The organism is Desulfobacterales bacterium, assembly GCA_034520365.1.
Lineage (GTDB): Bacteria > Desulfobacterota > Desulfobacteria > Desulfobacterales > Desulfosalsimonadaceae > M55B175.
The window spans coordinates 532,171-557,979 of sequence record JAXHNP010000003.1 but is presented as its reverse complement, the minus strand read 5'-3'; the positions used below and the strand labels follow the sequence as shown (position 1 = coordinate 557,979).

The following is a 25,809-nucleotide window of genomic DNA, read 5'->3' as shown; positions in this document are numbered from 1 at the left end:
CATCGCGAGAAGCAAGGCGTGCTATACCGTCGCCAGCCCGTAGCAGACCCGGACATTGCTGAGTCCCACGTTTTCAAGGAAGTTGTCCAGGGTTTCGCTGTTTTTCCGGCATACCGTTTCGGTATGCGCCATTTTAGTCGCCTCGGCATGGCAGCCGGCTTCGGCAAAGCCAACCGCAGCAAAGCACTGTTGAACAGCATCGGCAAATTTTCGGACCTTCTCATAAACCGGTGTAATGCCGGCCATTTTCATGGCTGTTTCATGCTCCCCGGCTTCGGCAAAAGCCGCCGCCGCAAATGTGTTTTCAAAGTTGATTCGTGCCATGTCAATCCTCCTTAAAAAAATGATATTATTGGCAATTAATCATTATATTTTATAATATTCTAAAGCATCTTTTGTGCCAACTATAGAGAATCGCACGGTGCAATGGTTTTTGAATTTCTATGGGAAGGTTGGGGCGGTGGGTGAAGCGTTATGAAACAATTAAAAACATTTTGAAAGAAACATTTTGAAACAAAATAAAACAAATTGCTCGCACGAAGACGGCTTAGAGAACATTCGGTTTGGGGCGGACGGAAGGGGGGAAACCGGTCTAATCAAATAACAGTCTGATGCCAGGCCCCTTCTCTGAGGTCTGCGCACGGCCGTTAACAGCCTCCATAACGGATTCCAGTTCCTGCCAATGCTCGGCGTTTTCAAGCGACCGGCAGAATTCGGCCGCATCGGTTTGAACATTGGCGCAATCGATCCGAATCCCTTTATGCCCGTCAATACTGCTGCTGGTCAGGGTAATTTCACACTCCGGGGATAGCTGGTTCAGGCAGCATTCAATGGCCTGATAAACAGCCATTTGCGCCCATACGGGGTTGCCGGTGATGTTTAAGGCTTTATCCGCTTTGTCATCGGGGGCGGCGGTAAGGGTAATATGCTTTAACCGGGCAAGTCGTTCAGAGAGTGTTACCACGCGCTCGGCAAGGTCTTTGAGGTTGATTTCCGTCTGAGGCTTGTCCGGCGAATGGGCAAACCGGTTGAAAACCGTGCTCAGTTCCATGCCCCGGTTTAACTGGTTTTTGACGGTGCTCAGGGCATTGTCGAATTTTTCCTGGTGCTTGCTTTCGGATAGCGGGGCAATTTTAGTGATATCCTCCATCAGGCCGGCGGATTCCTTGATGATGGCCAGCACGTTTTTGAATTCATGGGTCATGGAGGCGGTTATCTTGCCGAAGAATTCAACATCTTTTCCCTTTAACTCGGACATTTTTACCTCTTCTATGAGTTTTTGGATTCAATGGCTTCATGCATTTTGGAAATCAGTTCATCAATGTCAAGAGGCTTCATCAGGTAATCGAATGCGCCCATACGCATCCCTTCAAGGCCTTCCTTGGTGGAGCCGTGGCCGGTGAGCAGAATCACCACCGTATCGATCTGTTTGGCATTGATCCGCTGCATTACTTCAAGGCCGCTGATGCCGGGCATAATCACATCCAGGACGATCACCGGAAAGGTATCATTTTCGATCATTTCCAGGGCCTGTTCCCCGTCTGTAGCCACATGCGCTTCAATCCCCCGAATATCCAGCCGCTCAGCCAGGGCGGAGACGAACTCTTCCTCGTCATCCACAAGTAAGACCTTCACCTTATTCATTTTGCTCTCCCGCCTGTTTTTTGGGTAAATAGATGGTAAATGTGGAGCCTTCACCAAGTTTGCTCTGAACCTTGATGTCACCGCCGAGTTTTTTGACGATGCCGTAGGTGATGGACAGCCCGAGGCCGGTGCCGTACTGTTTATTGGTGGTGAAAAACGGCTCGAATATCTGCTTGAGGGTTTCATTGGTCATACCCGTCCCGTTGTCGCTGATGGAGGCGGCAATCGTATACGCATCCACCTCCCGGGTCTTGAGGGCTACCTCCCCGCCCTTCTCAACCGCGGCAAAGGCATTGTTAATGATATTTAAAAAAACCTGCTGGAGCTGGCCGCGGTCCGAGGATATTTTGGACAGTTCTTCATCGAGTTCATACCGGGTATGGATGTTTTTGGAAATCGCCTCTTTTTTCAGAAATCCGATGGTTTCCTTGAGCACCTCATTGACATCCAGCATTTCATAATGTACCCCGATTTGACGGGCAAATCCCAGCAGCCGTTGGGTGATCGATTTGCAGCGGTTGACGGACTGATTGATGGAAGCGGTCATTTTAAGGAGTTTATCCTTGTCCTGATAGCGGTCATGTTCGACCAGATCTTTTAACAGCCCGGCTTTTTCATTGATGATGGACAAGGGGTTGTTGATTTCATGGGCCACGCCTGCGGCCAGACGCCCGATGGAGGAGAGCTTCTGGGTGTATTCCAGGTTTCTGAATGCCGCCTCCCGGCGCTCATCCGCATCCTGAATGCGCTTGACCAGCTGGGTGGTAACCCAGAAAATGACCATCAGGATGGCCACAAAGCTGATGATAAAGATAAGGATCATCTCCTGGCGCAGGGAGTGCCAGGATTTTAAAATGATCTCCCGTGGAATCACGGTGACCAGCGTGTAGTCATGCTTTAAAAAATTTGACGAAATCTGGAAAACTTCTCTCCCGTTCGGGTCGGTTTTTTCCGTTACATGGGTGCCGGCGCCGCCCCGGGGGACAGAGAGGCGGCATTCTTCAAGCACATCGCCGTAAAACTGGGATTCGGTTTGAAGAATGCCGTTTGGGTTGATGATAAAGGCGTCGCTGATCGGGCTTAACCCCATGGCCGCAATCAGGTTGTCAAATTTTTTTGTGTCCATGGTGGCGCGCAGCACCCAGAAGGTGCCGTCAGGTTTCAGGTGCTGGGCGGCCAGGGCGATGTGCGGAAATTTTCGATACCCCATGAAGACATCGCTGATATAGGTGCCCCGGACCTGAACCTCCTGGAACCATTGCTGCTCAGAATAGTCTTTATTCAAGAGCTCATAGGGACCGGCATAGCTTACCTGGATGCCCTTGCTGTTGATTAGCCCCAGATCCACATATCCGCCGAAGGTGTCGCGCAGATCATGGTAGACCTGGTTCAATATTTTCTGCTCAGAAAGCTGTTTAAAGGTGTAACTGGAAGCCAGAAACCGGATGGCCGAAATCCGCTCTTCCAGAAACAGTTCAAAGGAATGGGTGGACTTGTTGACGATGGCCCGCATGGGTTCAATGCGCTCAGACTTGATTTTGGACTGATACTGGAAGGCATTGATCAACAGCATCAGGGTCAGGGGCACAATGGTCACAAGCACCATAATGATGATCATATTGCGGCGGAGGCGGAGATATCGGTGCTGGAGTTTGCGCCGGGTCTTTTTCTCGCTTGTCCGGCCATTCATACGTTCCGAAGTCAGAGTCTCACTCATGTATGGAATCCTCCTTTAGCTTATCAAGTATATCGCCGGAGTGGAGGGAATTGTCAAGATATCTCGAAACTGCCGCCTGCCACGGGCCGATTACCGAGTCGTAAACCGTGATCCGTTTCCAGGCCAGATACTGGTAATATTCATCTTCAATGCCGCCGCAGATCACCACATGGACGTTTTCCGTAAGGATTAAATGGCAGAGATGTTCGGCGGAGATCTGGGGCAGGACCACGATGCGTTCATCCTGGTAATGGCCGCTTTTGTCAACATTGAGGATATAAACTTCAGCGGTCAGGTCGAATCGCGGGGAGATATCATTGCCGAAAATCGGTATCAGAATCTTTTTCATCAGCTTATCTTATAATGCTTCATCTTACGCCATAGGGTGCTTCTGCCCCAGCCGAGAATTTCTGCGGCTTTGCTGCGCCGGCCGCCGGCCTGATACAGGGCGTCAAGTATCATTTGTTTTTCAATTTCCGCCCAATTTTTGCCCTGAACGGATTCCGCCGCCCGGGGGGGCGGCGTTTGCATGGGCTGGGGCGCTTCCATGGCTTCGTTCCGGGGTTTCGGCTCATGCGGTGTTTCGGTCAGATAGGCCGGGAGGTGGCGGCTGTCAATGTGCTCATCCTGGCAGACATTGACGGAATATTCAATGATATTTCTTAGTTCCCGGACGTTTCCGGGATATGAATAGGTTTTTAAAATGTCTAAGGCCCGCTTGGTAAATCCTTTAACGGATTTGCCGAAATGGGTTGTAAATTGGTTAAAAAAATGATCGATCAACAGCCGCAGATCCTCCTCCCGCTCCCTGAGCGGCGGCAGATGCAGGCGAACCACGTTCAGCCGAAACAAAAGGTCCTCCCTGAATTCCCCGGCTTTCACCATTTGCTCCAGGTGGCGGTGGGTGGCGGCAATGACCCGGACATCCACATGAACGCCTTTTGAGCTGCCCAAAGGGTAAACGATCTTATCGTCTAAAAAGGTCAGGAGCTTGACCTGGAGCGCGAGCGGCAGATCCCCGATTTCCGTCAGATAAAGGGAGCCGTTCTGGGCCAGCCGGAATCGGCCGGGCTTGTTTTCTACCGCCCCGGTGAACGCCCCCTTTTTGTGGCCGAAAAGTTCGGATTCAAGCAGTGTTTCCGGCAGGGCCCCGCAGTTGACTTTGATAAACGGCCCCTTTGCCCGGCTTGAGGACTCATGGATTGCTTCGGCCAGCATGTCCTTGCCGGTCCCGGTCTCTCCGGTAATCAGTACCGAGGAATCGTTCTGCGCAATCAACGGGAGCATCTGAAAGATTCTTTCCATCTTTGGGCTTTTGCCGATGATATGCGAATAGCTGAATGCCTGATGCATTTCCGCATCATGGGTGTTGATGGCCCGGATGTCCTCCACGGTTTCGATGTAGCCGGTGATCTCGCCGGAGGTGTCAATGACAGGGGCCATGGTGACGCGGATGGGAATCCGCTGGCGATCCTTGTTGATGATGTCGCTTTCATAGGAGAGCGGTTCGGAGTGTTTATCCAGTTTCAGCAGCGGGCATTCCTTGAAGCAGATCCGGCTGCGGAGGATGTGATGGCAGCCGATACCCGCGGCCTCCTCCCGGTAAAACCCGGTCAGGGCCTCAAGGGCCCGGTTCATGGTGATAATGCGACGATAGGGGCCCAGGATAAGGATGCCCATGGGTATTTCATCAATCAGGGCTTTAAGCGCCACTGGAGAGGAAAACAGTCCCTCTATGGCGGGTTGATCACGCATTTAGGCGAATTCTCCGCTTGGGTGGCACGGCCGGCGGTTGAAAAGCACGGCCATCAATTTAAGAAGTCCGCTGGAAAGGGTGTTGTAAATGATATGCCGGCCCTTGGGGGGACGAGGATCCTTCTCCGTCCAAATCGCTATCGCTATCGGGATCGAAATCGCCTGTAGCCTCCTGGCCATAGAATGTATGATCCTCCCGAACCTGGTATCCTCTTCCGCCCAGTCGGCTGAGCATCGCCGCCATGCGGTCGAGTTCGTCTTTGCGGCTCCGGCTCTCGGTCTTGTCCAGCGCCTTGCCGACAACCAGAACATCCTGAATGGTGGCGCATTCTATCGCGGAGCCCCTCGCAATCTCAAAATAGCGCCGCCTGTCCGCGTCGGCGGTCTTGCCGTTGCCCTCGGCGATGTTCAGCGGGATCGACTGGCTCGCGCGAAGCCATTGGTCCCGTGCGGGGCGATGGACGCCGTTCAACCCCTTGGCCTTTTCGTATACCCAGGCCACGTAGCTGATCGATAGATGGTAAACGTCAAGTCTCTCGTGTCCTAGCGTCATGATGCGTCGATCCCGATAGCGATCCCGATCCCGATTTCGATTTCGATGGCCCCAACCAGAAAGCAGATAGCGCTCAATTTTTGCCATCAGTCCTGCATGTTGATGACATCGCCCCCGGGCAGCCCCAGCTCCCAAGCCCGCAATACGCGGCGCAGGAGCTTGCCGCTTCGGGTTTTGGGAAGCGCGTCGAGGAATACGATTTCCCGCAGCTCGATATCCTTGCTGAAATTGGCCTTAAGGTAGGCTTTGATTTCATAATTCAGCCGGTTTGAGCTGATATAACCCTTTTTTAAGGTCAAAAAGGCCTTGAGGTAGGAGCTCCCTTCGCCGGGTTCGCTGCCTTTGGAAATAACCGCGGCTTCCGCCACCGCCGGGTGGGTGGTCAGGACCTGTTCGATTTCAAAGGGGCCGATCAGCTTGTCCCCCCCGGCTTTTAAGAGATCATCGTTTCGGCCCTGATGATAGAAATAGCCCTCCTCATCGCAGAGGGCGATATCGCCGGTGACAAACCACTGGTCGTTTCTGAAGTATTTCTGGAATCGTGCGCTGTCATGCCACAGGTCATGCATCAGGCCCGGCCAGGGCGCTTTTAAGGCCAGTTCGCCCAGGGAAAGCGGCGGCAGCTCTTCGCCGGCTTCATCCAGAATGGCGGCCTTGATGCCCGGAATCGGCTTTCCAATGGCGCCCGGCTTTATATCCAGGCTCGGAAGGTTGGCAATGCAGATGATGCCGGTTTCGGTCATCCACCAGTTGTCATGCGGATAGCAGTTGAGGTATTTGCCGCCCCAGTAGAAAAGATCCGGCACCAGCGGCGCGCCCACAGTGGCCATATGCCTGAGGGAGCTTAAATCATACCGGGACGGCAGATCATCGCCCGCCTCCATCAAGTCCCGGATGGTGCGGGGGGTGGTATAGCAGACCGATATCCGGTGACGCTCGATGGTCCAGTACCAGTTGGCCGCGGTAAACGGATCGCCCTGGATCACCGAGGTAATCCCGCAAAGCCACGGGGCGAGCCCTCCGTATACCGTGCCCGTGACCCAGGCGGGGTCCGCATCGGTCCACAGGATTGTCTCCGGCTTTACATTCAGGACCCATCGCGCGGAGGCCAGAATCCCCGTCATATCCTGATGGGTATGGATAACGCCCTTGGGCGGGCGCGTGGAGCCGGAGGTAAAAATCATGTAAAGCGGCGCGTTTCCCGGCAGGGGTTCTGCCGGAAATTCTTTGGGCATGGCATCGATTTCCGCCGCCAGCGGGGTTTCATTGGAAAACAGGCCGGGCCCGGTGGTTTGGGTTAAGAAGATGTATTCAACATTTGAGGCAAACTCGTAGGAGAGCTTTTCCACCAGGTCCGGATGGGTGAGCACGCCTTTGGGGGCTGTGGATTCTAAACGAATTTCAAGTTCATAAAAGCCGGCGGTGGCGAATATGGGGCAGAAAATCACCCCGATGCGGGCGCAGGCGGCCATGGCAAAAAAGGTTTCCGGTGAGGGCGGAAGCAGGGTGATCAGCCGGTCGCCCTGGGTAAATCCCCGTTTGGAAAGCATGGCCGCCCATTGGCAGGATTTTTCCTTGAGCTGCCGGTAGGTGTAGGCTTCAATAACCCCCTGCTTTTGGAAAATCATGGCCGGATGATCGGTCCGTTCCGGGTCTGCCGCCCACCGATCAATGGATTCGGTGATGATGTTCATCCGGTCTTTGCCGTACCAGGAAAATTCCTTTTCAATTTCGGTCCAATCAAATTGCCGCCGGGTTTCCTCATAGGATTGCAGGTTGGCGGATGCCGTATCGTGCGCCGGAATTCTTGCCTTAATCATGCCATAAGTCCGTATTTTGAGTGAATTTTAAGCAGCCGGTGGACGAGATGCCTGGTTTTTTCATAAGTGGGTGATACCTCCGGCATTCGGCTTTCGTTCTCAAAAAGTTCCAATAACACAGAATGAACCGAGCTGACAAGGGCGCCCGGGTTATACCCGCCTTCCAGGGCAAGAAATATGGGCGGGTCCCCAACCCCTTTTTTGGCATGGATGAGCAGCCGGGTAATCCCCGTATAGGCGGCCTCCGTCCATTGGGACCGGCCCAGCGGATCATCCCTGTGCGCGTCAAAGCCGGCGGATACCATGATCAATTCCGGTCGGTAGGATTCAATCACCGGTGAGAGGATCGCCTGATACAGCCAGATGATGTCATCATCGGTCATGGATCGGCCCAGCGGGGCATTGATGGTGTAGCCTTCGCCCCAGTCGGTGCCGGTCTGCTCGGGCTCGCCGGAATAGGGGTATAGCATCAGGTCATGGGTGGATACATAGAGCACCCGGGGGTCATGATAGAAAAGCGCCTGAATGCCGTTTCCATGGTGGACATCCCAGTCAATCACCAGGATCCGCTCCAGCCGGTGATGGTTTAGCGCATATCTGGCGGCTATGGCCACGTTGTTGAAGATGCAGAAGCCGCCCGCCCGGTTGGCCAGCGCGTGATGGCCGGGCGGACGGAGCAGGGCAAAAAAAGACGTGCATTCGCTGTTTAACAGGGCATCCACCCCCTGAATGCACGAGCCGGCTGCCAGCCAGGCCGCCATGTAGGATTTTGCCGATACCGGCGTATCCGGGGCCAGGTTGGTAACATGCTGCTCCGCGGTTTTTAGTATCCGCCGGATATGCTCCGGCGAATGGACCGCTTCCACCAGATCCATGGCCGCAGGCAGCGCCGTATAGGTTTGGAGCCGGCCGGCAAATTCCCGGTCCAGCATCCGGTAGATGGCATCCAGCCGCTTGGGATGTTCGGGATGAAAATGACCGGTTTTATGCGCCAAAAACCGGTCATCCCTTGCAATGCCAATTTTTATCCCCATGGCCGGCGGTTTTTCTTATAAAGAGGAGATATCAACCCGCTCCTCGATCAGTTTGTCAATGACCGATTCATCGGCAATGGTTGAGGTATCCCCCAGTTCGTCCAGTTTGCCGGCCGCAATTTTCTTCAAAATCCGCCGCATGATCTTTCCGCTCCGGGTTTTAGGCAATCCGTCGGTCCACTGAATGACGTCAATGGTGGCGATCGGGCCGATTTCTTTTCTGACCTGACCGACAAGCTCCTTTTTCAGGTCATCCGAAGGCGTGACCCCGCTTTTTAAGATGATAAAGGCATAGATGCCCTGGCCTTTGATAGAGTGGGGGACGCCAACCACTGCGGCTTCGGCTACGTTCTTGTTGAGCACCAGGGCGGACTCCACTTCTGCCGTGCCCAGGCGGTGGCCGGAGACATTGATTACATCATCGATCCGGCCGATAATCCAGAAATAGCCGTCCTCGTCCTGTTTGGCGCCGTCGCCGGTGAAATACATGCCGGGCGCGTGGCTGAAATAGGTGTCCCGGAAACGCTCATGGTCCCCGTAAACCGTACGGGCGATACCCGGCCAGGGCTGGCGGATGCAGAGAATGCCTTCTTCATTCGGATACTTGACCGGCTCCCCGGTATCATCCAGAATCACCGGCTCCACCCCGAAAAAGGGGTAGGAGCAGGAGCCCGGTTTGATGGGCCCAACTCCGGGAAGCGGGGTGATCATATGCCCGCCGGTCTCGGTCTGCCACCAGGTATCGATGATCGGGCACCAGTCCCGGCCCACATGATGCAGATACCAGCGCCAGGCCTCCGGATTGATGGGCTCACCCACGGTTCCCAGAAGAGTCAGTGAGGAGATGTCGTGCTTGTGCACGTGTTCGTCGCCTTCCTTGGCCAGCGCCCGGATGGCCGTGGGCGCGGTATAGAACTTGTTGATTTTATATTTTTCAACAATCGCCCAGAACCGGTCGAAGTCCGGATAGCTCGGCACGCCTTCAAACATTACGCCGGAGAGGCCGTTTATCATCGGGCCGTAGACGATGTAGCTGTGCCCGGTAATCCAGCCGATATCCGCGGTGCACCAGAAGATTTCATCATCTTTTAAGTCAAACACCAGGCGTGTGGTGATGGCCGAATACAGGAGGTAGCCCCCGTGGGTATGGACCACGCCTTTGGGTTTTCCCGTGCTGCCGCTGGTGTAGAGGATAAACAGCGGATCTTCGGCATCCATGGGTTCGGGTTCCACATAATCCGGGAGATTCGGGTCCTTTACGGCATCTGCCCACCAGATTTGTTTTTTGCCGTCCAGCCGGGCGTCCGAATCGGTGCGGTTAACCACGATCACGGTTTCCACATCCGGGCAGGACTCCAGGGCGGCGTCCACATTTTTCTTCAGGGGGACGGGCTTTCCGGCCCGGTATCCGCCGTCTGCGGTGATCACGAGTTTGGCCCCGCAGTCTGTAATCCGGTTCGCGATCGCCTCGGAGCTGAATCCGCCGAATACCACGCTGTGAATGGCCCCGATGCGGGCGCAGGCCAGCATGGCTACGGGCAGTTCAATGATCATGGGCAGGTAGATAATCACCCGGTCCCCTTTTTTGACCCCCCTGGATTTTAACACCCCGGCAAACCGGTTGACCCGCTGATAAATATCGCCATAGGTATAGGCTCTGGATTCATTGGGGTTATCCCCCTCCCAGTAGAGAGCCACTTTGTCTTTTAAGGTATCCATGTGCCGGTCCAGGCAGTTGGCCGAGGCATTGAGCTTGCCGCCGCCGAACCATTCGATATTGGCCTCATGAAAATCATATTTTAGAACAAAGTCCCATTCCTTGTCCCATGTCAGGTATTTGCGGGCCTGCTCCGCCCAGAATCCCTCAGGGTCTTTGACAGAGCGGTCATAGAGCTCCTTGTATTGGTCCCTGCTATTGATGAATGCGATTTTTTGGTATTCCTCCAAGTGGGCATCATACGTTTCCGTCATGGACGTCCTCCTTCATGCTTATTTGGGTTTTTCTGAGGCCTGTTTATTTTCGGGCTCTTCAAAATAACAGGTTAATATGATCATCCCGTCATCCAGGGATGAATGCACCTTATAGGGCAGTTTCCGAAACAGTTTGATCATGCCCTTGTTTTCCGGCGACGTATAGGCCACAAGCCCCTTGATGCCGTTATTCCGCGCCGCTTCAGCCAGTTTGTTCAGGATGACCGAGGAGATCCCTTTGCCCTGCCACGGCCGGGCCACGGAGAATGCGATTTCAGCGATATTTTTTTTGGGCTCCAGCATATAGGCACCCAGCCCGATCACGGTGCCGAATCCGAATTCTCCGGTAATGGCCAGGATGGTCAGATTTTTGATGTAATCGGTTTCCACCATGGATTCCACATCATCTTTTAAAAAGGCCGTTTTTTCGTAGAAAAACCGGGCGACAACATCTTTCCGGTCAAGACTGTAGAAATGCTCCTGAATGCGACGGGTATCCACGGGCTTGGCCGGCCGGAACTTTACAGTCTGCCCGTCGTATTTGCGAACCTCCTCCAGGCCGACCGGATAGACGCTGCGCAGGGATTCGCTGAGTTTCCGGCCCGGGCTCATCAGGCCAAGATCCCGGGCTTTTTGAAAAAGCTCATCCCGGTAATCCGGATGGGCCAGACTGATCATGGCTGTGGCCCGCTCCTGAAGGTTTTTGCCAAAGAGGTTGACCGCGCCGTATTCGCTGACCACGTAGGAGACATCGCTTCGGGGGACCACTACCGCGCCGCTTTCCAGGGTGGACACGATGCGGCTGATGCTCCCGTCAATGGAGGTCGAGGGAATGAGCAGAATTGATTTGCCCTCCGGAGAGGCGTCGGTGCCCCTGATAAAATCAAGCATGCTGGAAACCCCGGCAAAATAGTTGTGGGGCAGGGCATCCACCGCCGCCTGGCCGGTTAAATCCATTTCCATGACCATGTTGACAGACACCATCCGGTTGTGGCGGGCGATGATCGCCGGGTTGTTCACATAATCGGAGGGGTAGAACTCGATGGCCGGGTTGTCATGGACGAAATCATAGAGGTTCCGGGAACCTACGGCATTGCTGGCCACGGCTTTACCGTCATTGATCCCTTTGTAGCGATTGGTGATAACGCCCATGGAGACGAGGTCCATGATGCCGTCAATGATAAACTGGGTATGCACGCCCAGGTCGTTTTTTTCGGAAAGCGCAAGCAAAATCGCTTTCGGGGTGGCGCCCAGGCCCAGCTGAAAGGTGGAGCCGTCCTCGATGAGGTTGGCCACAATTTTGGCAATGCTGTGCGCGGTCTCAAACTCGGGCAGCTTGTCAAGCGTCAGCAGCTCCTCGTCCTTTTCAACGATCATGTCCACGTCATTGACATGGATAAAGCTGTGGCCCAACACCCGGGGCATGTGCGAATTTACCTGAACAATGACCGTATCCGCGGCCCGGGCGGCAGCGATACCGACGTCCACTGAGATGCCCATGCTCATCCACCCGAAATCATCCGGCGGCGAGGCCTGGATAAGGGCCGCGTTTATCGGCAGGTGCCGCTTTAAAAACAGCCCCGGCACGGCCGATATGTGCATGGAGGTGATAAAGGGGCGGTTGGCGGCTAAATGCTTGGCGGTGGCCGAGCCCTGGTAGATGTTCCGGATGCTGAAGTTTTCATTCTTGCTGTCAAGGGCAAGGCGCGTGATCGGCGAATTTTCGATGCTCATCAGCCGGACGATTTCCAGATCCGGGAACATCTTGTCCGACTGGACAAGGGTTTGGACGAGGTGCTGGGGTTCGCCGCAGGATGAGCCGATGAAAATCCGCTGGCCGGATCGGAGCGTACTGAGCGCCTCTTCTGCGGTCCGCTTTTTTTCTATATATTCATCCGGCCAGTAACTGGTTTGCATGTTCTTGCCTCCGTCAGGCAGCAGGGTGGATTCGAACCACGGTGAATTTGTTCTGGCGAACAACCCCATAACCATGGGGTTTCTCGCATGTAAGGTCGGCACGGTGGCCGACCCTACAAAATGTCGGCATTGTCGCGTAGGGCGGGCCACCGTGCCCGCCTGAAAATCGGCATTGTCGTGTAGGGCGGGTCACCGTGCCCGCCTGAAAAATAGATAGAACAAATTTACCGTGGGATTCGAACTCAGAAGTTTCCCATAAACACTGTTTATAATCTAACATATGCTGAAACTGGTGCAAACAGATTTTCCCCGCTGCTTTTCGGCTTGACACCGAATCGGCTCTAATTGTATTTTAACTTGTCAAGATTACAGTTCTTTTTGCCTGTCCCCACAGAGGAAACTTACCTGTATGAAGGTTCGCCATATATTTCAGAGACTTTGCCGGGTGCCTGTTTTTTTTGCGGCAGTAACCCTAATTGTATCGTTTCCCGCCCATGCCCAGGAAGAAACCCAACAGCCCCAGGGACGCCCGGTTTTTGTGATCCCGGTTGCCGGAACGGTAGATCCGGGCATGGCGGCATTTATTGACCGGGCCTGCCGTGAGGCCCTCCAAACGCCAGAGAGCTTGGTGGTGATTGAAATCGACACATTCGGCGGGCGGGTGGACTCGGCGCTTGAAATTGTGGATACCCTGCTGACCGTGCCGGCCGAGCGCTCCATCGCATTTGTGAAAAAAAAGGCGATTTCCGCCGGCGCCCTGATCGCGCTTTCCTGCGGCGATCTGGTCATGCGGCCGGCCACCACCATCGGCGACACCGCCCCCATTGTTTATTCCCAGGAGGGCCCGAAAATGATGGGGGAGAAGTTTCAATCCCCGATCCGGGCCAAATTCCGGGCCCTGGCCCGGCGAAACGGCTACCCGGAGGCCCTGGCCGAGGCCATGGTCACGCCGGAAAAGGTCGTGTATGCCGTGGAAATTGATGGGGAAAAAAAATATATGGATGCGCAGGCCTTTGAGGACCTGACATCGGAAGAAAAGGAGCGGGTGACGAGTCGGACCACGGTGGTGGAAAAAGGCGAGCTTCTGACCCTGTCTGCAGTGGAGGCCCTTGAATTGGGATTTTCGTCCATGACCGTATCCGGCATTGATGCAATGCTTGAGAAAAAAGGGGGCGGCCCGTTTGCCCGGCAACGGATCGAGCCTTCCTGGTCCGAGGCCATGGTGCGCTACATCGGCAGCATCGCCCCGATTCTCATGATGATCGGTTTGGCCGCCCTTTACATGGAGATGAAGGCCCCCGGATTCGGCATTCCGGGCCTGCTCGGGCTGATCTGCCTGGGGGTTGTTTTTTTGAATCAATACATGGTGGGCCTGGCCGACTATACCGAACTTTTGATTATTATACTGGGGATTATCCTGATGGCGATCGAGGTGTTTGTGCTGCCGGGATTCGGTATTGCCGGGTTTGTCGGAATGATATGCATTGTCATCGGCCTGATCCTCACATTTCAGGATTTTGTCATCCCCGACCCCGCCATTCCCTGGGAGACGGAGATTCTTTTAAATAATATCATCAAGGTGGTGGGCGCCTATGTGGTCTCGTTTATTCTGGGACTTTTGTTTATCCGGTATGTGCTGCCGCGGCTTTCCACGGCGACCGGGGGTCCGTACCTGACCGCGAGTTTAAAGGATGCGCATTCGGATTCCCGGGAGACCCGCCGGGTGCATGTGGGGGATACCGGCGTGGCCATGACAGCACTTCGGCCGTCCGGCAAGGTGAAAATCAGGGCGGATGTGTTTGACGTGGTGACGGACAATGAATTTATCGAGCGCGACGCGCCGGTGGTGGTGTCAGAAATATCCGGCAACCGGGTGATTGTTGCAAGGAATACGTCTGAATGATTATCGAGTTGGGGTTTCCCATTATATTGCAGGTGGCGGGCATATTTGTTTTGCTGGCCGAGGTCATCCTGCCCTCCGGCGGGGTATTAACCATCCTGGCCCTGGGATGCTTCGGCTATTCGCTTTATTCGGTGTTTACCAATGTGTCCATGTCTGTAGGCATGATGTTTGTGGCCGCAGATGTGATTATTCTGCCCATTGTTTTGATTTCCGGAGTCAAGCTGCTCGCCTATTCGCCGGTGGCACTGCGTAAATCGTTAAAAAAGACGGACGGTGTGACCTCCCAGTCTGAAAAATTGGGGGGGTATATGGGAAAAACCGGAACCACCGTGACCAACCTCCGCCCGGCGGGCACGGCGCGGATTGACGGCCGGCGGGTGGATGTAGTGAGCCGGGGGGAGTTTATCGAAAAGGACAAGCCCGTTCTCGTCATCGCGGTGGAGGGCAACCGCGTGGTGGTTCGGGAGGGGGAATGACTTCACGGGTGTAGGGTGCAGGGTGCAGGGTGCAGGGTGCAGGGTGCAGGGTGCAGGGTATAGGGTGTAGGGTGTAGGGTATAGGGTGTAGGGTATAAGGTTTCAGTGTTCAGGTTTGTACTTCTGCTGATGAAAAATATATACAGTTATTCCAAGATTTTTTGATGATGTCATTCCGAGGAACGAGAGTGACGAGGAATCTTAAGATTTCTCGCTGTCGCTCGAAATGACAGTATGGACGGATTGTTACAGCCTTTTAAACCTACTTTCTGCAAGAAGGCCGCGAAGCCGTCAAGTTTATGGCAAAACTAAACAAATAGGAGCGTATCATGACACTGACCCATATTCTATTTATTGTACTTTTTATTGCCGTTATTATTTTTATCTATTTTATTGGATCGGCGATTTCCCTGTGGATACAGGCGCTTGTTTCGGGCGCCTCTGTGGGACTTTTCAATATCGTGTTCATGCGGTTTAGAAAAGTTCCGCCCAAATTAATCGTAAACGCCAAAATCATGGCGGTAAAAGCCGGCCTGGAGATATCCACCAATGACCTGGAGTCCCATTATCTGGCCGGCGGCGATGTCATGCGGGTGGTTCAGGCATTGATCGCCGCGGATAAAGCCAATATCGATTTGATTTTCAACCGGGCGGTCGCCATTGACCTGGCCGGCAGAAATGTCCTGGAAGCCGTTCAGATGAGTGTTAACCCCAAGGTGATTGAAACGCCCATGGTGGCGGCCATGGCCAAGGACGGCATCCAGCTTAGGGCCATATCACGCGTCACCGTGCGGGCCAATATTGAGCGGCTGGTCGGCGGCGCCGGCGAGGAAACCATTCTGGCCCGGGTGGGCGAGGGCATTGTCACGACCATCGGCTCTTCGGACAGCCATAAGAACGTGCTTGAAAATCCGGACAGCATCTCCCGCCGGGTGCTTGAAAAGGGGCTTGATTCGGGCACCGCCTATGAAATTTTATCCATTGATATCGCGGATGTGGATGTGGGCAAGAATATCGGGGCGGAGCTTGAAACCGACCGGGCCGAGGCGGACAAGAAAATCGCCCAGGCCAAAGCCGAGGAGCGCCGGGCCATGGCCTATGCCGCCGAGCAGGAGATGAAGGCACGAGTCCAGGAGATGCGGGCAAAAGTTGTCGAAGCCGAAGCCGAGGTGCCACTGGCCATGGCCGAAGCCTTCAGGAGCGGCAATCTGGGCGTTATGGATTATTACCGGATGAAGAACATCGAGGCGGATACCACCATGCGCGATACCATCGGCAAGACCGAAGACGGTAAGGAGTATCCCGAAACACCGGATTCTGAAGAGTAATGGCTTCGCAAGAGGAGTTTTTGATGAATTTTGAAATTCTGTTTTTATTCATTATTGTAGGGATTATGCTGTTTACCCAGATCCTCAAGCAGATGGCCCGGAAAACGGCAAAAGGGGATAAAAAGCCATCATCCGGCTGGAGAAAGGGCCTGGAGAATCTGCTGGAGGAATTCAGGCAGGAGATGGAGCCGCAGAAAGAGTCTGCGGAACCTTTGGAACAGCCTGCCCGCCATCGATCCTGGTGGGAAGATTTAATGCCTGAAGAAAGCCCCGCGAAACAGGCTGAAAGCGAACAGGTTTCAGCGGAATCAAAGGGGAAGACGGCGGCCTCCGAAGAAGCCGCGTCTGCCGAGAAGGAGAAACAGTGGCAGAAACGGGGCTTCAAAAAATGGGAGCCCAGATCGTTCGCCCGGGAAGCGGCGCCTGAAAAGGTCAAGAAGGTGCCGCATCCGGCAAAACAGGCGCGGCTGTCCCGGCAGGATCTGCGCCAGGCGGTGATCTGGTCGGAGATTTTGGCTCCGCCAGCGGGTCTCCGGGGACCTAAAACTTAATACCCAATATTAAAGGTTCTCATATGAAAATAGAAGTTTGCGGAAAAGGCGGCAGCGGCAAGAGTACGCTGGCCGCCCTCATGGCGCAATCATTTGCCCGGGCCGGGTTCCGGGTGCTGCTGGTGGATGCGGATGAATCGAATATGGGCCTGCAGCACGCCCTGGCCGGAAATACCGCGCCGGTGCACCTGATGGATTTTCTGGGCGGCAAGAAGGGGTTTAAGGAAAAGCTCAACCAGAAGATGATGATGGACAACCCGGCAGGCATTTTTTCCGGCAGACAGACCATTGATGATCTACCGGCCGATTGCGTGACCAGCGAAGACGGGGTGGAGTTTCTGGTCATCGGCAAAATCCATCATTTTGGCGAAGGATGTGCCTGCCCCATGGGGATTTTGTCCAAAAAATTTCTGGCAAGTCTTGAAACCCGCGAGGGTGAGATCATTCTCGTGGATACCGAAGCCGGTGTGGAGCATTTCGGCCGGGGAATGGCCGGGGAAGCCGATATTGTGCTGGGGGTTGTGGACCCCACGGCTGAATCCTTCCGGATGGCTGAAAAAATTACTGAAATGGCGCAGAATGCCAATGCGGCGGCCTATTTTGTATTGAACAAGGTTGAGCCCAACATCGAAGAGGCCATGTTACGCTATCTGGATGGGGAGAGCGTGATCGGCCGAATTCCCAAGAACAATGAAATCTTCTTAGACAGCCTGGAAGGCCGGATTCTCTCCGCCCGGCTGCCGGAAATTGATGCGGTATGCCAAGAGATCAGCACCCGGCATGGCTTGATGGCCGCGTAAAGCCGTCTTACTCTTACTCTTAATCTTAATCAAAAACGGCTCAACTGGCTCCCCCGGGACGCAGCTCCTGGGACCGGGCCTATAAATAACTTATGATTCGTACTCGTGCTCGTACTCGTAATCGGCTTTTAAATTTCTCGGTTACGAGTGTAGGGCGGGCCACCGTGCCCGCCATCAATTAAGGTCGGCGCGGTGGCCGACCCTACGACGGTTATCCGCCGGCCCAACTCATTATAGAAGGTCAGCCACCGTGCTCCGCCTGAAAAACAGATAGAGCAAATTCGCCGCGGCAAAACCATTTATTGACAACCTAAAACAATGCTTATATTGGGTTTATAGGTAAATAATCCCGTTGGGGGTGTTGCTTCGCAACTGAGAATCCGCTTGACGGATAACCCTTGGAACCTGATCAGGATAATTCCTGCGAAGGGAAACGACTTTAAATTTTTTAAATGTCGGCCGTTTTCCTTTATGAGGAAAGCGGCTTTTTTGTTGGGTAGCAGTTAGGTGTTAGGCCTAATACCTAATACCTAAAACCCAATACCTAATACCTATCAAAAAGAGGAGCAATATTATGGCACTTGATGAAATTGTCATCAGCCGGGCGATTATGGACCGGTATTACGAAAAATTAAGGGATAATCTTGAAGCGGATGTGGCCATTGTCGGGGGCGGTCCGTCCGGGCTGGTGGCCGGTTACTTTCTTGCCAGGGCCGGTAAAAAGGTGGTATTGTTTGAGCGCAAATTAAGTATCGGCGGCGGCATGTGGGGCGGCGGCATGATGTATAATGAAATCGTGGTGCAGAAATCCGCCCTGCATGTGCTTGAGGAATTCGGCGTGCGTACGGTGAATTATCAGGATGACTATTATACGGCGGATGCGGTGGAATCCGTGGGCTTGATTGTCGGGAATGCGGTCCGGGCCGGTCTGACCATTTTTAACTGCGTGACCGTCGAAGACGTGGTCATGCGGCCGGATCGGATGGAAGGGCTGGTGATAAACTGGTCGCCGGTTGAGATGGCGGGCCTGCATATTGATCCGCTGACCATGCGGTGCAAGTACGTGGTGGATGCCACCGGCCATGCCACGGAAGTGGTCAAGGTGGTGGAACGGAAATTTCCCGGCCACTTAAACACGCCCACCGGCCGGATAGAGGGGGAGAAATCCATGTGGGCGGATCAGGCCGAGAAATTGACCCTGGACAATACCAAAGAAGTCTATCCCGGGCTTTATGTCACCGGGATGGCGGCCAATGCCGTGGCCGGCGGCCCGCGCATGGGGCCGATATTCGGCGGGATGCTCCTTTCCGGCGAAAAGGTGGCCGGGGAGTTGATTGAAAAGCTGGGTTGATGAGGCACTGAGGCACTAAGGCACTCAGGCACTTGGCGGATCGTTGGCTGCTGTCATTTCGAGCGGCAGCGAGAAATCTTTTTCAAAAGATGCCGCATCGCTCGCGTGCCTCGGATTGTAAAACCATAAAAAGCAGGTAAACAAACCATGACACAATTACAAGACGCCCGTGCCGGCATCATCACCGATGCCATGCGGGAGGCGGCTGAATTTGAGCATATGGCGCCCGAGGATATCAGGCAGAAGGTGGCTGACGGCGTGGTGGTCATACCCAAAAACATACACCATGCCTTCTCCGCCCGCGGCATCGGCCGGGGGCTTACCACCAAGGTCAATGCCAATATCGGCACCTCGCCCAGCCACTTCAACCTTGAAGAGGAGCTTGAAAAGCTCGACATGGCGGTTCATGTGGGGGCGGATGCGGTGATGGATCTATCTACCGGCGGGGATCTGGATGACACGTTAGCCCGGATCATCGCGCATTCACCCGTCATGATCGGGACCGTGCCAATTTATAAAACCGTGAGCAAGGCGCTCTCGGAAGGCCGGAAATGCCGGGATATTAGTACAGATGAAATATTTGCCGAGATCGAGCATCAGGCCGAAGGGGGGGTGGATTTTATCACCGTGCACTGCGGCATCACAAGGCATTCCCTGTCTGTGCTTAAATCCTGCGAGCGGCGCATGGGTATCGTCTCCCGGGGCGGGAGTCTTTTGGCGGAATGGATCATGCACAACCAAAAGGAAAACCCCCTGTATGAGGAATACGATCGTCTGCTGGAGATCTCCCGTGCCCATGATGTTACCCTTTCATTGGGCGACGGGCTGCGGCCGGGCACCATTTTCGATGCCGAGGACCGGGCGCAGATTACGGAAATGATTATTCTGGGCGAGCTGGCCGGGCGCGCCCGGGATGCGGGGGTTCAGGTGATGATCGAGGGGCCGGGGCATGTGCCTTTAAACCGGATTGCCGGGGATATGAAACTTCAGAAGGGCATCTGCGAGGAGGCCCCCTATTATGTATTGGGCCCGCTCCCCACGGATATCGGGGCCGGCTACGACCACATTACCGGGGCCATCGGCGGGGCCATTGCCGCGGCCAGCGGCGCGGATTTTCTCTGCTATGTGACACCGGCCGAACACCTGACGCTGCCCGGTGTGGCCGAAGTGCGGGAAGGGGTGGTCGCCTCAAAAATCGCCGCCCATATCGGGGATCTGGAGAAAGGCATTGCATCCGCCTGGGAGAAAGACCGGCGGATGACCGAGGCCCGCAACCGGTTTGACTGGCAGACCATGTTCGACCTGTGCGTGGATCCGGAAAAGGCCCGGCAGATGCGGTCGCAAAGCGAGGACAAGGACCGGGATGTCTGCACCATGTGCGGCGACTTCTGTGCATTAAAGACCCATGCCCGGGCGTTTGGCGAGGATGATGAAAAATCCCCCTAAATCCCCCTTTGCAATAATAAAGGGGGACTTAAAGGAAATTGCCCTTTTTTATAAGCCTTTTCCAAAGCCACAGGCGCTGAGTCTTTTAAACCGTGAACTGTGAACTGTGAACTCGAAGTTACTTAGAAGTATTCCCCCGGGCCGTGCGCCCGGGACCGAGCCTATAAATAACTTTAAAGGCACTGAGGCACGGTAAATTTGTTCTATCTATTTTTCAGGCGGGCACGGTGGCCCGCCCTACGAATGGGGAAAAACCCGATTCATCGTAGGGTCGGCCACCGTGCCGACCATAACTTCTTGATTTCATTAACCTAATACCTAATACCTAATACCTAATACCTGTGAAGTTACTTAAAAGTTTGAGTTGAAATCAAGGAAGGATAAACTGCTATGGTTGAATTTGTCCATCAGCCCATGTTCGCCCTGGAACCGGATACCACCCAATACCGTTGTTTAACCACGGATCATGTGACCGTGGATCAGTTTGCCGGCACGGATATTATCAAGGTGGCCCCTGAAGGCCTTGAGATGCTGTGCGAGCAGGCTTTTACGGATGTGGCCCATTTATACCGGACGCCACATCTGGAGAAGCTGGCCCGAATTATCGATGACCCGGAAGCTTCGGAAAACGACCGATATGTGGCCTTTGAGATGCTAAAGAATGCAGTGATCTCATCCGAATTTGAATTTCCCATGTGCCAGGATACCGGCACGGCGGTGATCATCGGCAAAAAAGGTCAGCGGGTGTGGACGGGTTTTTCCGATGAGGCGGTGCTCTCCAAGGGCGTTTTTAACGCGTATACCAAAAACAACCTGCGCTATTCCCAGAATGCGCCCTTGACCCTCTATGAAGAAAAAAACACGGGCTGCAACCTCCCGGCCCAGATCGAGCTCTACGCCACCGAAGGCGACACCTATGATTTTTTGTTTATCGCCAAAGGCGGGGGCTCAGCCAATAAAACCTTTCTTTTTCAGGAAACCAAGGCGGTTTTAAACCCCGCTTCTTTGGAAGCCTTTTTAAAAGAGAAGATGACGTATCTGGGCACCGCCGCCTGCCCGCCTTATCATCTGGCGGTGGTCGTGGGCGGCACCTCGGCGGAGGCCAATTTAAAGACGGTTAAGCTCGCCTCTGCCGGCTATCTGGACGGATTGCCGGAGCAGGGCGAAAAGGGGAGCTATGCATTCCGGGATCATGGGATGGAAGCGCGGCTGATGGAGATTTCCCAGGGACTGGGGATCGGCGCCCAGTTCGGAGGCAAGCATTTCTGTCTGGACGTTCGGGTCATCCGCATGCCGCGGCACGGGGCCTCATGTCCGGTGGGGATCGGGGTGAGCTGCAGCGCGGACAGAAACATCAAGGCAAAGATCACGCGCGACGGGATCTTTCTGGAAAACCTGGACCGTGATCCGGCCCGGTTTCTGCCGGCCCCGGATCAGATCGCCGCTGATGCGGTGGATATTGATCTGGATCAGCCCATGGATGTAATCCGCCAAGAGCTTTCCAAGTATCCGGTGGCTACGCGCCTTCGGCTTTCCGGAAAGATCGTGGTGGCCCGGGATATTGCGCATGCAAAGATTTACGAGCGATTAAAAGCGGAGGGGGACCTCCCCTGGTATGTGAAAGAGCATATCATCTATTACGCCGGTCCGGCCAAGACGCCGGATGGCTATGCCTCGGGCGCATTCGGACCGACCACGGCCGCCCGGATGGATCCCTATGTGGCGGAATTTCAGAAATACGGCGGCTCGCTGGTAACCCTTGCCAAGGGCAACCGCACGCGCCAGGTCACAGAGGCCTGCCAGGCGAACGGGGGATTCTATCTGGGCTCCATCGGCGGGCCGGCGGCCCGGCTGGGTAAGGAGTGCATTACGGATATGGAGGTGCTGGAATATCCGGAGCTCGGCATGGAGGCGGTCTTCCGGATTACGGTCAAGGATTTTCCGGCCTTTATTATCGTGGATGATAAGGGGAATGATTTTTTTGATCAAATTTGATGGCTTCGCAAAAAGTCCAATATCTTTGTTGCGCTGCATCCCTCGAAATTTCACGTACTCTATGTACGCTGCATTTCTCGGGATTTGCGCGCCGCGATCTTGAACATTTTTCTTTGCCATCGCAGAATCAACTTTTTACGGGACTATCAAATTTTTATAAATAAGTCAGTATCCTCAACCCGGTGAAAGAGGCAATTATGAGCCGACAAACCAATTATCAGGGCATCCGGAATAAATTGGCAAGCCGCATGCAGCAGGTGGCCGGATTTATGCGGGCGGACGTCTGGCAGGACCCGGAAGAAGCGGGCCAGCTTAAACTCCTTTTTTATCAGACCATCCGGGTTTTTTTATTGACTATAAACCGCCTGCGGGATCAGATGATTCTCCTCCGGGCCTCGGCGCTTTCCTACAGCACGCTGCTGGCCATCATTCCCCTCCTGGCCATCGCATTTTCCATGATGAAGGGCCTGGGGGTCCACAGCCGGATTGAGCACCTGCTGGTCAACTATTTAACGGCTGAGCAGGAAGAGGTAACCGGCAAGATCATCGAATACATCTCCAAAACGGATTTCAAGGCGCTTGGGGCTTTCGGCACCGGGCTTTTGATCATTGCGGTGCTGATGATGCTCTCCAATGTGGAGCGGACCTTCAATGATTTATGGGGGGTGACCCGGGACCGGCGGATTGCCCGTAAAATTTCCGATTATATCAGCGTATTGATCCTGGGGCCTTTGCTGATGGTCATTGCAACCGCCATGATGACCACCGTATCTTCGCATACCCTAGTTCAGACGCTTTCCCGCTATGAAGTGTTCGAGCAGTTCTTTGTGCTGTTTAACACCATACTTCCGCATGCGGCGCTTTGGATCGCATTTACCGCCATGTATATTCTGATGCCCAATACCCGGGTGCGGTTTCTGCCGGCGCTGATTGCCGGCATTATCTGCGGCAGCATATGGGAGTTCGCCTTCCGGATTTATACGGATTTCAACATCGGCGTGGCCCGGTATAATACCATCTACGGAACCTTTGCCGCCCTGCCGATTTTTATCATCTGGCTCTATATCAGCTGGGTGATTGTGCTGATCGGCGCGCAGATGTCGTATGCCATCCAAAACGTGCGCGCCCATCAACAGCGATTCAGAACCTATAGTGTGGGCCAGGAGCAGCGCGAAGAGATGGCGGTAAACATCATGCTCAAAATCGTTGAGCAATTCCACCACGGAAAGCCGCCGCTGACGCCGGATACCCTGTCCAAATCCCTTTCCATCCCCGTGCGCCTGGTCAGGGAAATTATCGATCAGTTATCGGCAAAAGGCCTTGTTCAGGAGTTATACGCAGACGACCCCCGGTTCCAGCCCGCCAAAAACCCCGGCCTGATCAGTGCATTGGATGTCTGCAAGGCCATGCGCAGCGGCGGGGAAGCCGCCTGGCATGTTTCGGAAAAAACGGCAAACCAGGCGCTTGAAAAACTGATTCAGGAAAAGCAGTCCACCGAGGCCCAACAATTGGGCACTGTCTCAATGCTCGATCTGGTAAACAGGAGTAACGGGATTGCCAAAGACTGATTCCGCCGCGATCCGGTGGCTGTGGATTGCGCCTGTTCTGTTTCTTTTTGTATATCTGGCCCCGGAGGCGGGGGCTGATGCGTCCCGCTTTATCGTCGGAGATGTTAATTTTTCCGGGGTCTCGCGTATCGATAAAAAGGCCCTGGCCGCATCCCTTGCTGCCAACTCGCCGCCTGTATGGAAATTCTGGAAAAAACACCCGGTCGTCTCCCGGCAGACCCTTTCCGATGATGTGCTGAGAATTGAGCAGTTTTATCGGAGTCAGGGCTATTATCAGGCATCTGCGGATTATACGCTCAAGTGTCCGGAAAAATGCCAGGAAACGCAGAGGGCGCCGGCCGCTGAAAACACAGCGGAAAATGGCGCTGCCGCCCCCGAGCGCAAATCCCTGTGCCGCTGCGATGTGCTGTTTCAGATAACCGAGGGCAAACCGGTGCGCCTCCGATCGATCGATTTGATTTGTAAAAATCCCATACCCATGGTGTCCCGGTCCCGGATCAAGGCGGTGCTGCCGTTTAACACCGGGGATATATTTACCGCCGGAGAGTATGAGCGCGCCAAAAAGGTCATCCGGGAGCTGCTGGGCAATAAGGGATATCCGTTTGCCCGGGTAGAAGGGGAGGCGGTGGTCAGGCTGGCCAATCATTCGGCAGAGGTAAGCTTTACCGTGGATCCGGGCAAACGGTATTATTTCGGGGATATCAACATTTCCGGCCATGAAGGCTACATCGCGCCAACGGTCATCGAGCGGTCGCTGGCATTTCGGCCCGGAAAGCAGTACGAAGCCAGGGCCCTGGATGAAAGCCGCAGGAACCTGTTTGATCTGCGCGTATTTCAGACCGCCGTAATTGAGCCGGGCGAGCCGGACGAAACGGGCCATACGGTGCCGGTAAACATCCGGGTTAAACCCCGGAAGCAGCACAACCTCCGCCTCGGGGTGGGATACGGCACTGAGGATGGCCTGCGGCTGCGGGGTGCCTGGAGCTATCGGAATCTGTCCGGCCACGCGGACCGGTTTTCCATCAGTGCCAAGCGCTCGGACCTTAAAGAGACGTTTCAGGGGGAATATTTTTACCCGTATTTTTTAAGCGCCCGAAACAATCTTACCGTAAAAAGCGGGTATGAAGAGAATGAGGCGGAGTTTTACACGCTTCGCAAGATTTTTCTCACCGCCGATCTTCTGCATCAGCTGGGCAACCAATGGAGCGCCCGGCTGGGCTACGGCCTGACGGGCAACCGACCCGAAAGTATCGATATATTAGAAATGGACGGCGATTATGAGATTAACGAGAACTACCGGATTTCAAATATGCGGCTGGAGCTGGAGCGAAATACCGTGACCAACGCATTAAATCCTTCGGATGGGACGGTTTTTAGCATCGGCGTGGAAAAAGCGTCCCAATACCTGGGCTCTGAGATCGACTACACCCGGCCCGGCATCGAAACCCGGGCCTATATTCCCCTGCCGTGGCAGATGGTGCTGGCCGGCCGTCTGCGGATGAGCTATATTGAGGCTGCCGAAGATACGGATGAAATTCCGATTTTTAAACAGCTCTTTCTGGGCGGCAGCAAAACCGTCCGGGGGTATGCCTATCAGCAGCTCGGTGTGGTGGACAGTGACGACAATGTTCTCGCAGCCGGCGGATTGTCTTCGCTAAATGCCAATATTGAGCTTAGGTATCCCATATATAAAAAATTTTCAGGGGTTGCGTTTGTGGATATGGGGCTGCTGGATAATGAAGCCTTCCGGTATAATTTGAACCGCATGCGATATACCGGCGGGCTGGGGCTGAGGTATAATACGATAATCGGTCCGATACAGGTGGATGTGGGCTATAAGTTTAATCCACCGGATAACGCAAAAAGCGATGATCCGGAGATCCAGAGTCTGGCCGACGCAGACCGGTGGCGGCTGCACATAAATATCGGGCAGGCGTTTTAAGAAGGTTTAGGCTGTAAGGTGTAGGGTGTAAGGTATAA

Annotated in this window: 21 protein-coding genes and 1 riboswitch; of the genes, 10 read left to right on the top strand and 11 right to left on the bottom strand. The window is 54.3% G+C overall.

The genetic code is table 11. From position 1 onward, the window contains the following. Nucleotides 1-21: 21 nt before the first annotated feature. From U5L07_05800 to U5L07_05750, 11 genes are all read right to left on the bottom strand, one after another. On the bottom strand, nt 22-324 hold the full coding sequence (locus U5L07_05800; protein MDZ7831244.1) for a hypothetical protein: 303 nt from the start codon (nt 322-324) through the stop codon (nt 22-24). A gap of 268 nt (nt 325-592) precedes the next feature. Further along, nucleotides 593-1,258: a hypothetical protein gene (locus U5L07_05795; GenBank protein MDZ7831243.1), complete on the bottom strand. Its 666-nt coding sequence runs from the start codon at nt 1,256-1,258 to the stop codon at nt 593-595. 11 nt (nt 1,259-1,269) lie between these two features. Beyond that, a complete protein-coding gene (locus U5L07_05790) occupies nt 1,270-1,644 on the bottom strand; it encodes a response regulator (protein MDZ7831242.1) in 375 nt (124 codons plus the stop codon). Next, nucleotides 1,637-3,361, bottom strand: coding sequence for an ATP-binding protein (locus tag U5L07_05785; protein MDZ7831241.1), 1,725 nt, complete (start codon nt 3,359-3,361; stop codon nt 1,637-1,639). Before U5L07_05785 ends, U5L07_05790 begins: the two co-directional genes overlap by 8 nt. Then, complete coding sequence (locus U5L07_05780; protein ID MDZ7831240.1) at nt 3,354-3,710, bottom strand: NifB/NifX family molybdenum-iron cluster-binding protein; 357 nt, start codon at nt 3,708-3,710, stop codon at nt 3,354-3,356. Before U5L07_05780 ends, U5L07_05785 begins: the two co-directional genes overlap by 8 nt. Next, complete coding sequence (locus tag U5L07_05775) at nt 3,710-5,116, bottom strand: sigma 54-interacting transcriptional regulator (protein ID MDZ7831239.1); 1,407 nt, start codon at nt 5,114-5,116, stop codon at nt 3,710-3,712. The genes U5L07_05780 and U5L07_05775 overlap by 1 nt, the downstream gene beginning before the upstream one ends. Before the next feature lie 58 nt (nt 5,117-5,174). Further along, on the bottom strand, nt 5,175-5,756 hold the full coding sequence (locus tag U5L07_05770) for a four helix bundle protein (GenBank protein ID MDZ7831238.1): 582 nt from the start codon (nt 5,754-5,756) through the stop codon (nt 5,175-5,177). Beyond that, entirely contained in the window at nt 5,756-7,489 is a 1,734-nt protein-coding gene (locus tag U5L07_05765) for an AMP-binding protein (GenBank protein MDZ7831237.1), read from the bottom strand. The genes U5L07_05770 and U5L07_05765 overlap by 1 nt, the downstream gene beginning before the upstream one ends. Then, nucleotides 7,486-8,523 (bottom strand): histone deacetylase, encoded by a 1,038-nt coding sequence (locus U5L07_05760; protein MDZ7831236.1) that lies wholly within the window; start codon nt 8,521-8,523, stop codon nt 7,486-7,488. The genes U5L07_05765 and U5L07_05760 overlap by 4 nt, the downstream gene beginning before the upstream one ends. Before the next feature lie 15 nt (nt 8,524-8,538). Beyond that, nucleotides 8,539-10,494, bottom strand: a complete 1,956-nt coding sequence (gene acs, locus U5L07_05755) for an acetate--CoA ligase (GenBank protein ID MDZ7831235.1) — start codon at nt 10,492-10,494, stop codon at nt 8,539-8,541. A gap of 18 nt (nt 10,495-10,512) precedes the next feature. Continuing rightward, nucleotides 10,513-12,411 carry a GNAT family N-acetyltransferase gene (locus tag U5L07_05750; GenBank protein ID MDZ7831234.1) on the bottom strand — a complete coding sequence of 633 codons (1,899 nt, stop codon included), beginning with the start codon at nt 12,409-12,411 and terminating at the stop codon, nt 10,513-10,515. Nucleotides 12,412-12,820: 409 nt separating this feature from the next. Between U5L07_05750 and U5L07_05745 the strand changes: the two genes are divergently transcribed. The 10 genes from U5L07_05745 (at nt 12,821) to U5L07_05700 (ending at nt 25,771) form a co-directional block, all read left to right on the top strand. Continuing rightward, a complete protein-coding gene (locus U5L07_05745) occupies nt 12,821-14,314 on the top strand; it encodes an NfeD family protein (GenBank protein ID MDZ7831233.1) in 1,494 nt (497 codons plus the stop codon). After that, on the top strand, nt 14,311-14,790 hold the full coding sequence (locus U5L07_05740; protein MDZ7831232.1) for an NfeD family protein: 480 nt from the start codon (nt 14,311-14,313) through the stop codon (nt 14,788-14,790). The genes U5L07_05745 and U5L07_05740 overlap by 4 nt, the downstream gene beginning before the upstream one ends. A gap of 329 nt (nt 14,791-15,119) precedes the next feature. Next, nucleotides 15,120-16,118, top strand: a complete 999-nt coding sequence (floA, locus tag U5L07_05735) for a flotillin-like protein FloA (GenBank protein ID MDZ7831231.1) — start codon at nt 15,120-15,122, stop codon at nt 16,116-16,118. Between the two features lie 23 nt (nt 16,119-16,141). After that, nucleotides 16,142-16,669, top strand: a complete 528-nt coding sequence (locus tag U5L07_05730; protein ID MDZ7831230.1) for a hypothetical protein — start codon at nt 16,142-16,144, stop codon at nt 16,667-16,669. Between the two features lie 23 nt (nt 16,670-16,692). Next, nucleotides 16,693-17,469, top strand: a complete 777-nt coding sequence (locus U5L07_05725; protein MDZ7831229.1) for an AAA family ATPase — start codon at nt 16,693-16,695, stop codon at nt 17,467-17,469. Nucleotides 17,470-17,813: 344 nt separating this feature from the next. Next, nucleotides 17,814-17,918, top strand: a riboswitch (TPP riboswitch). 125 nt (nt 17,919-18,043) lie between these two features. After that, a complete protein-coding gene (locus tag U5L07_05720) occupies nt 18,044-18,820 on the top strand; it encodes a sulfide-dependent adenosine diphosphate thiazole synthase (protein ID MDZ7831228.1) in 777 nt (258 codons plus the stop codon). A 147-nt stretch (nt 18,821-18,967) separates the two neighbouring features. After that, nucleotides 18,968-20,266 (top strand): phosphomethylpyrimidine synthase ThiC, encoded by a 1,299-nt coding sequence (gene thiC, locus U5L07_05715; GenBank protein ID MDZ7831227.1) that lies wholly within the window; start codon nt 18,968-18,970, stop codon nt 20,264-20,266. Between the two features lie 390 nt (nt 20,267-20,656). Then, nucleotides 20,657-22,261 carry a fumarate hydratase gene (locus tag U5L07_05710; protein MDZ7831226.1) on the top strand — a complete coding sequence of 535 codons (1,605 nt, stop codon included), beginning with the start codon at nt 20,657-20,659 and terminating at the stop codon, nt 22,259-22,261. A 197-nt stretch (nt 22,262-22,458) separates the two neighbouring features. Beyond that, a complete protein-coding gene (locus U5L07_05705; GenBank protein ID MDZ7831225.1) occupies nt 22,459-23,829 on the top strand; it encodes a YihY/virulence factor BrkB family protein in 1,371 nt (456 codons plus the stop codon). Next, a complete protein-coding gene (locus tag U5L07_05700) occupies nt 23,816-25,771 on the top strand; it encodes a BamA/TamA family outer membrane protein (GenBank protein ID MDZ7831224.1) in 1,956 nt (651 codons plus the stop codon). Before U5L07_05705 ends, U5L07_05700 begins: the two co-directional genes overlap by 14 nt. Nucleotides 25,772-25,809 lie beyond the last annotated feature (38 nt).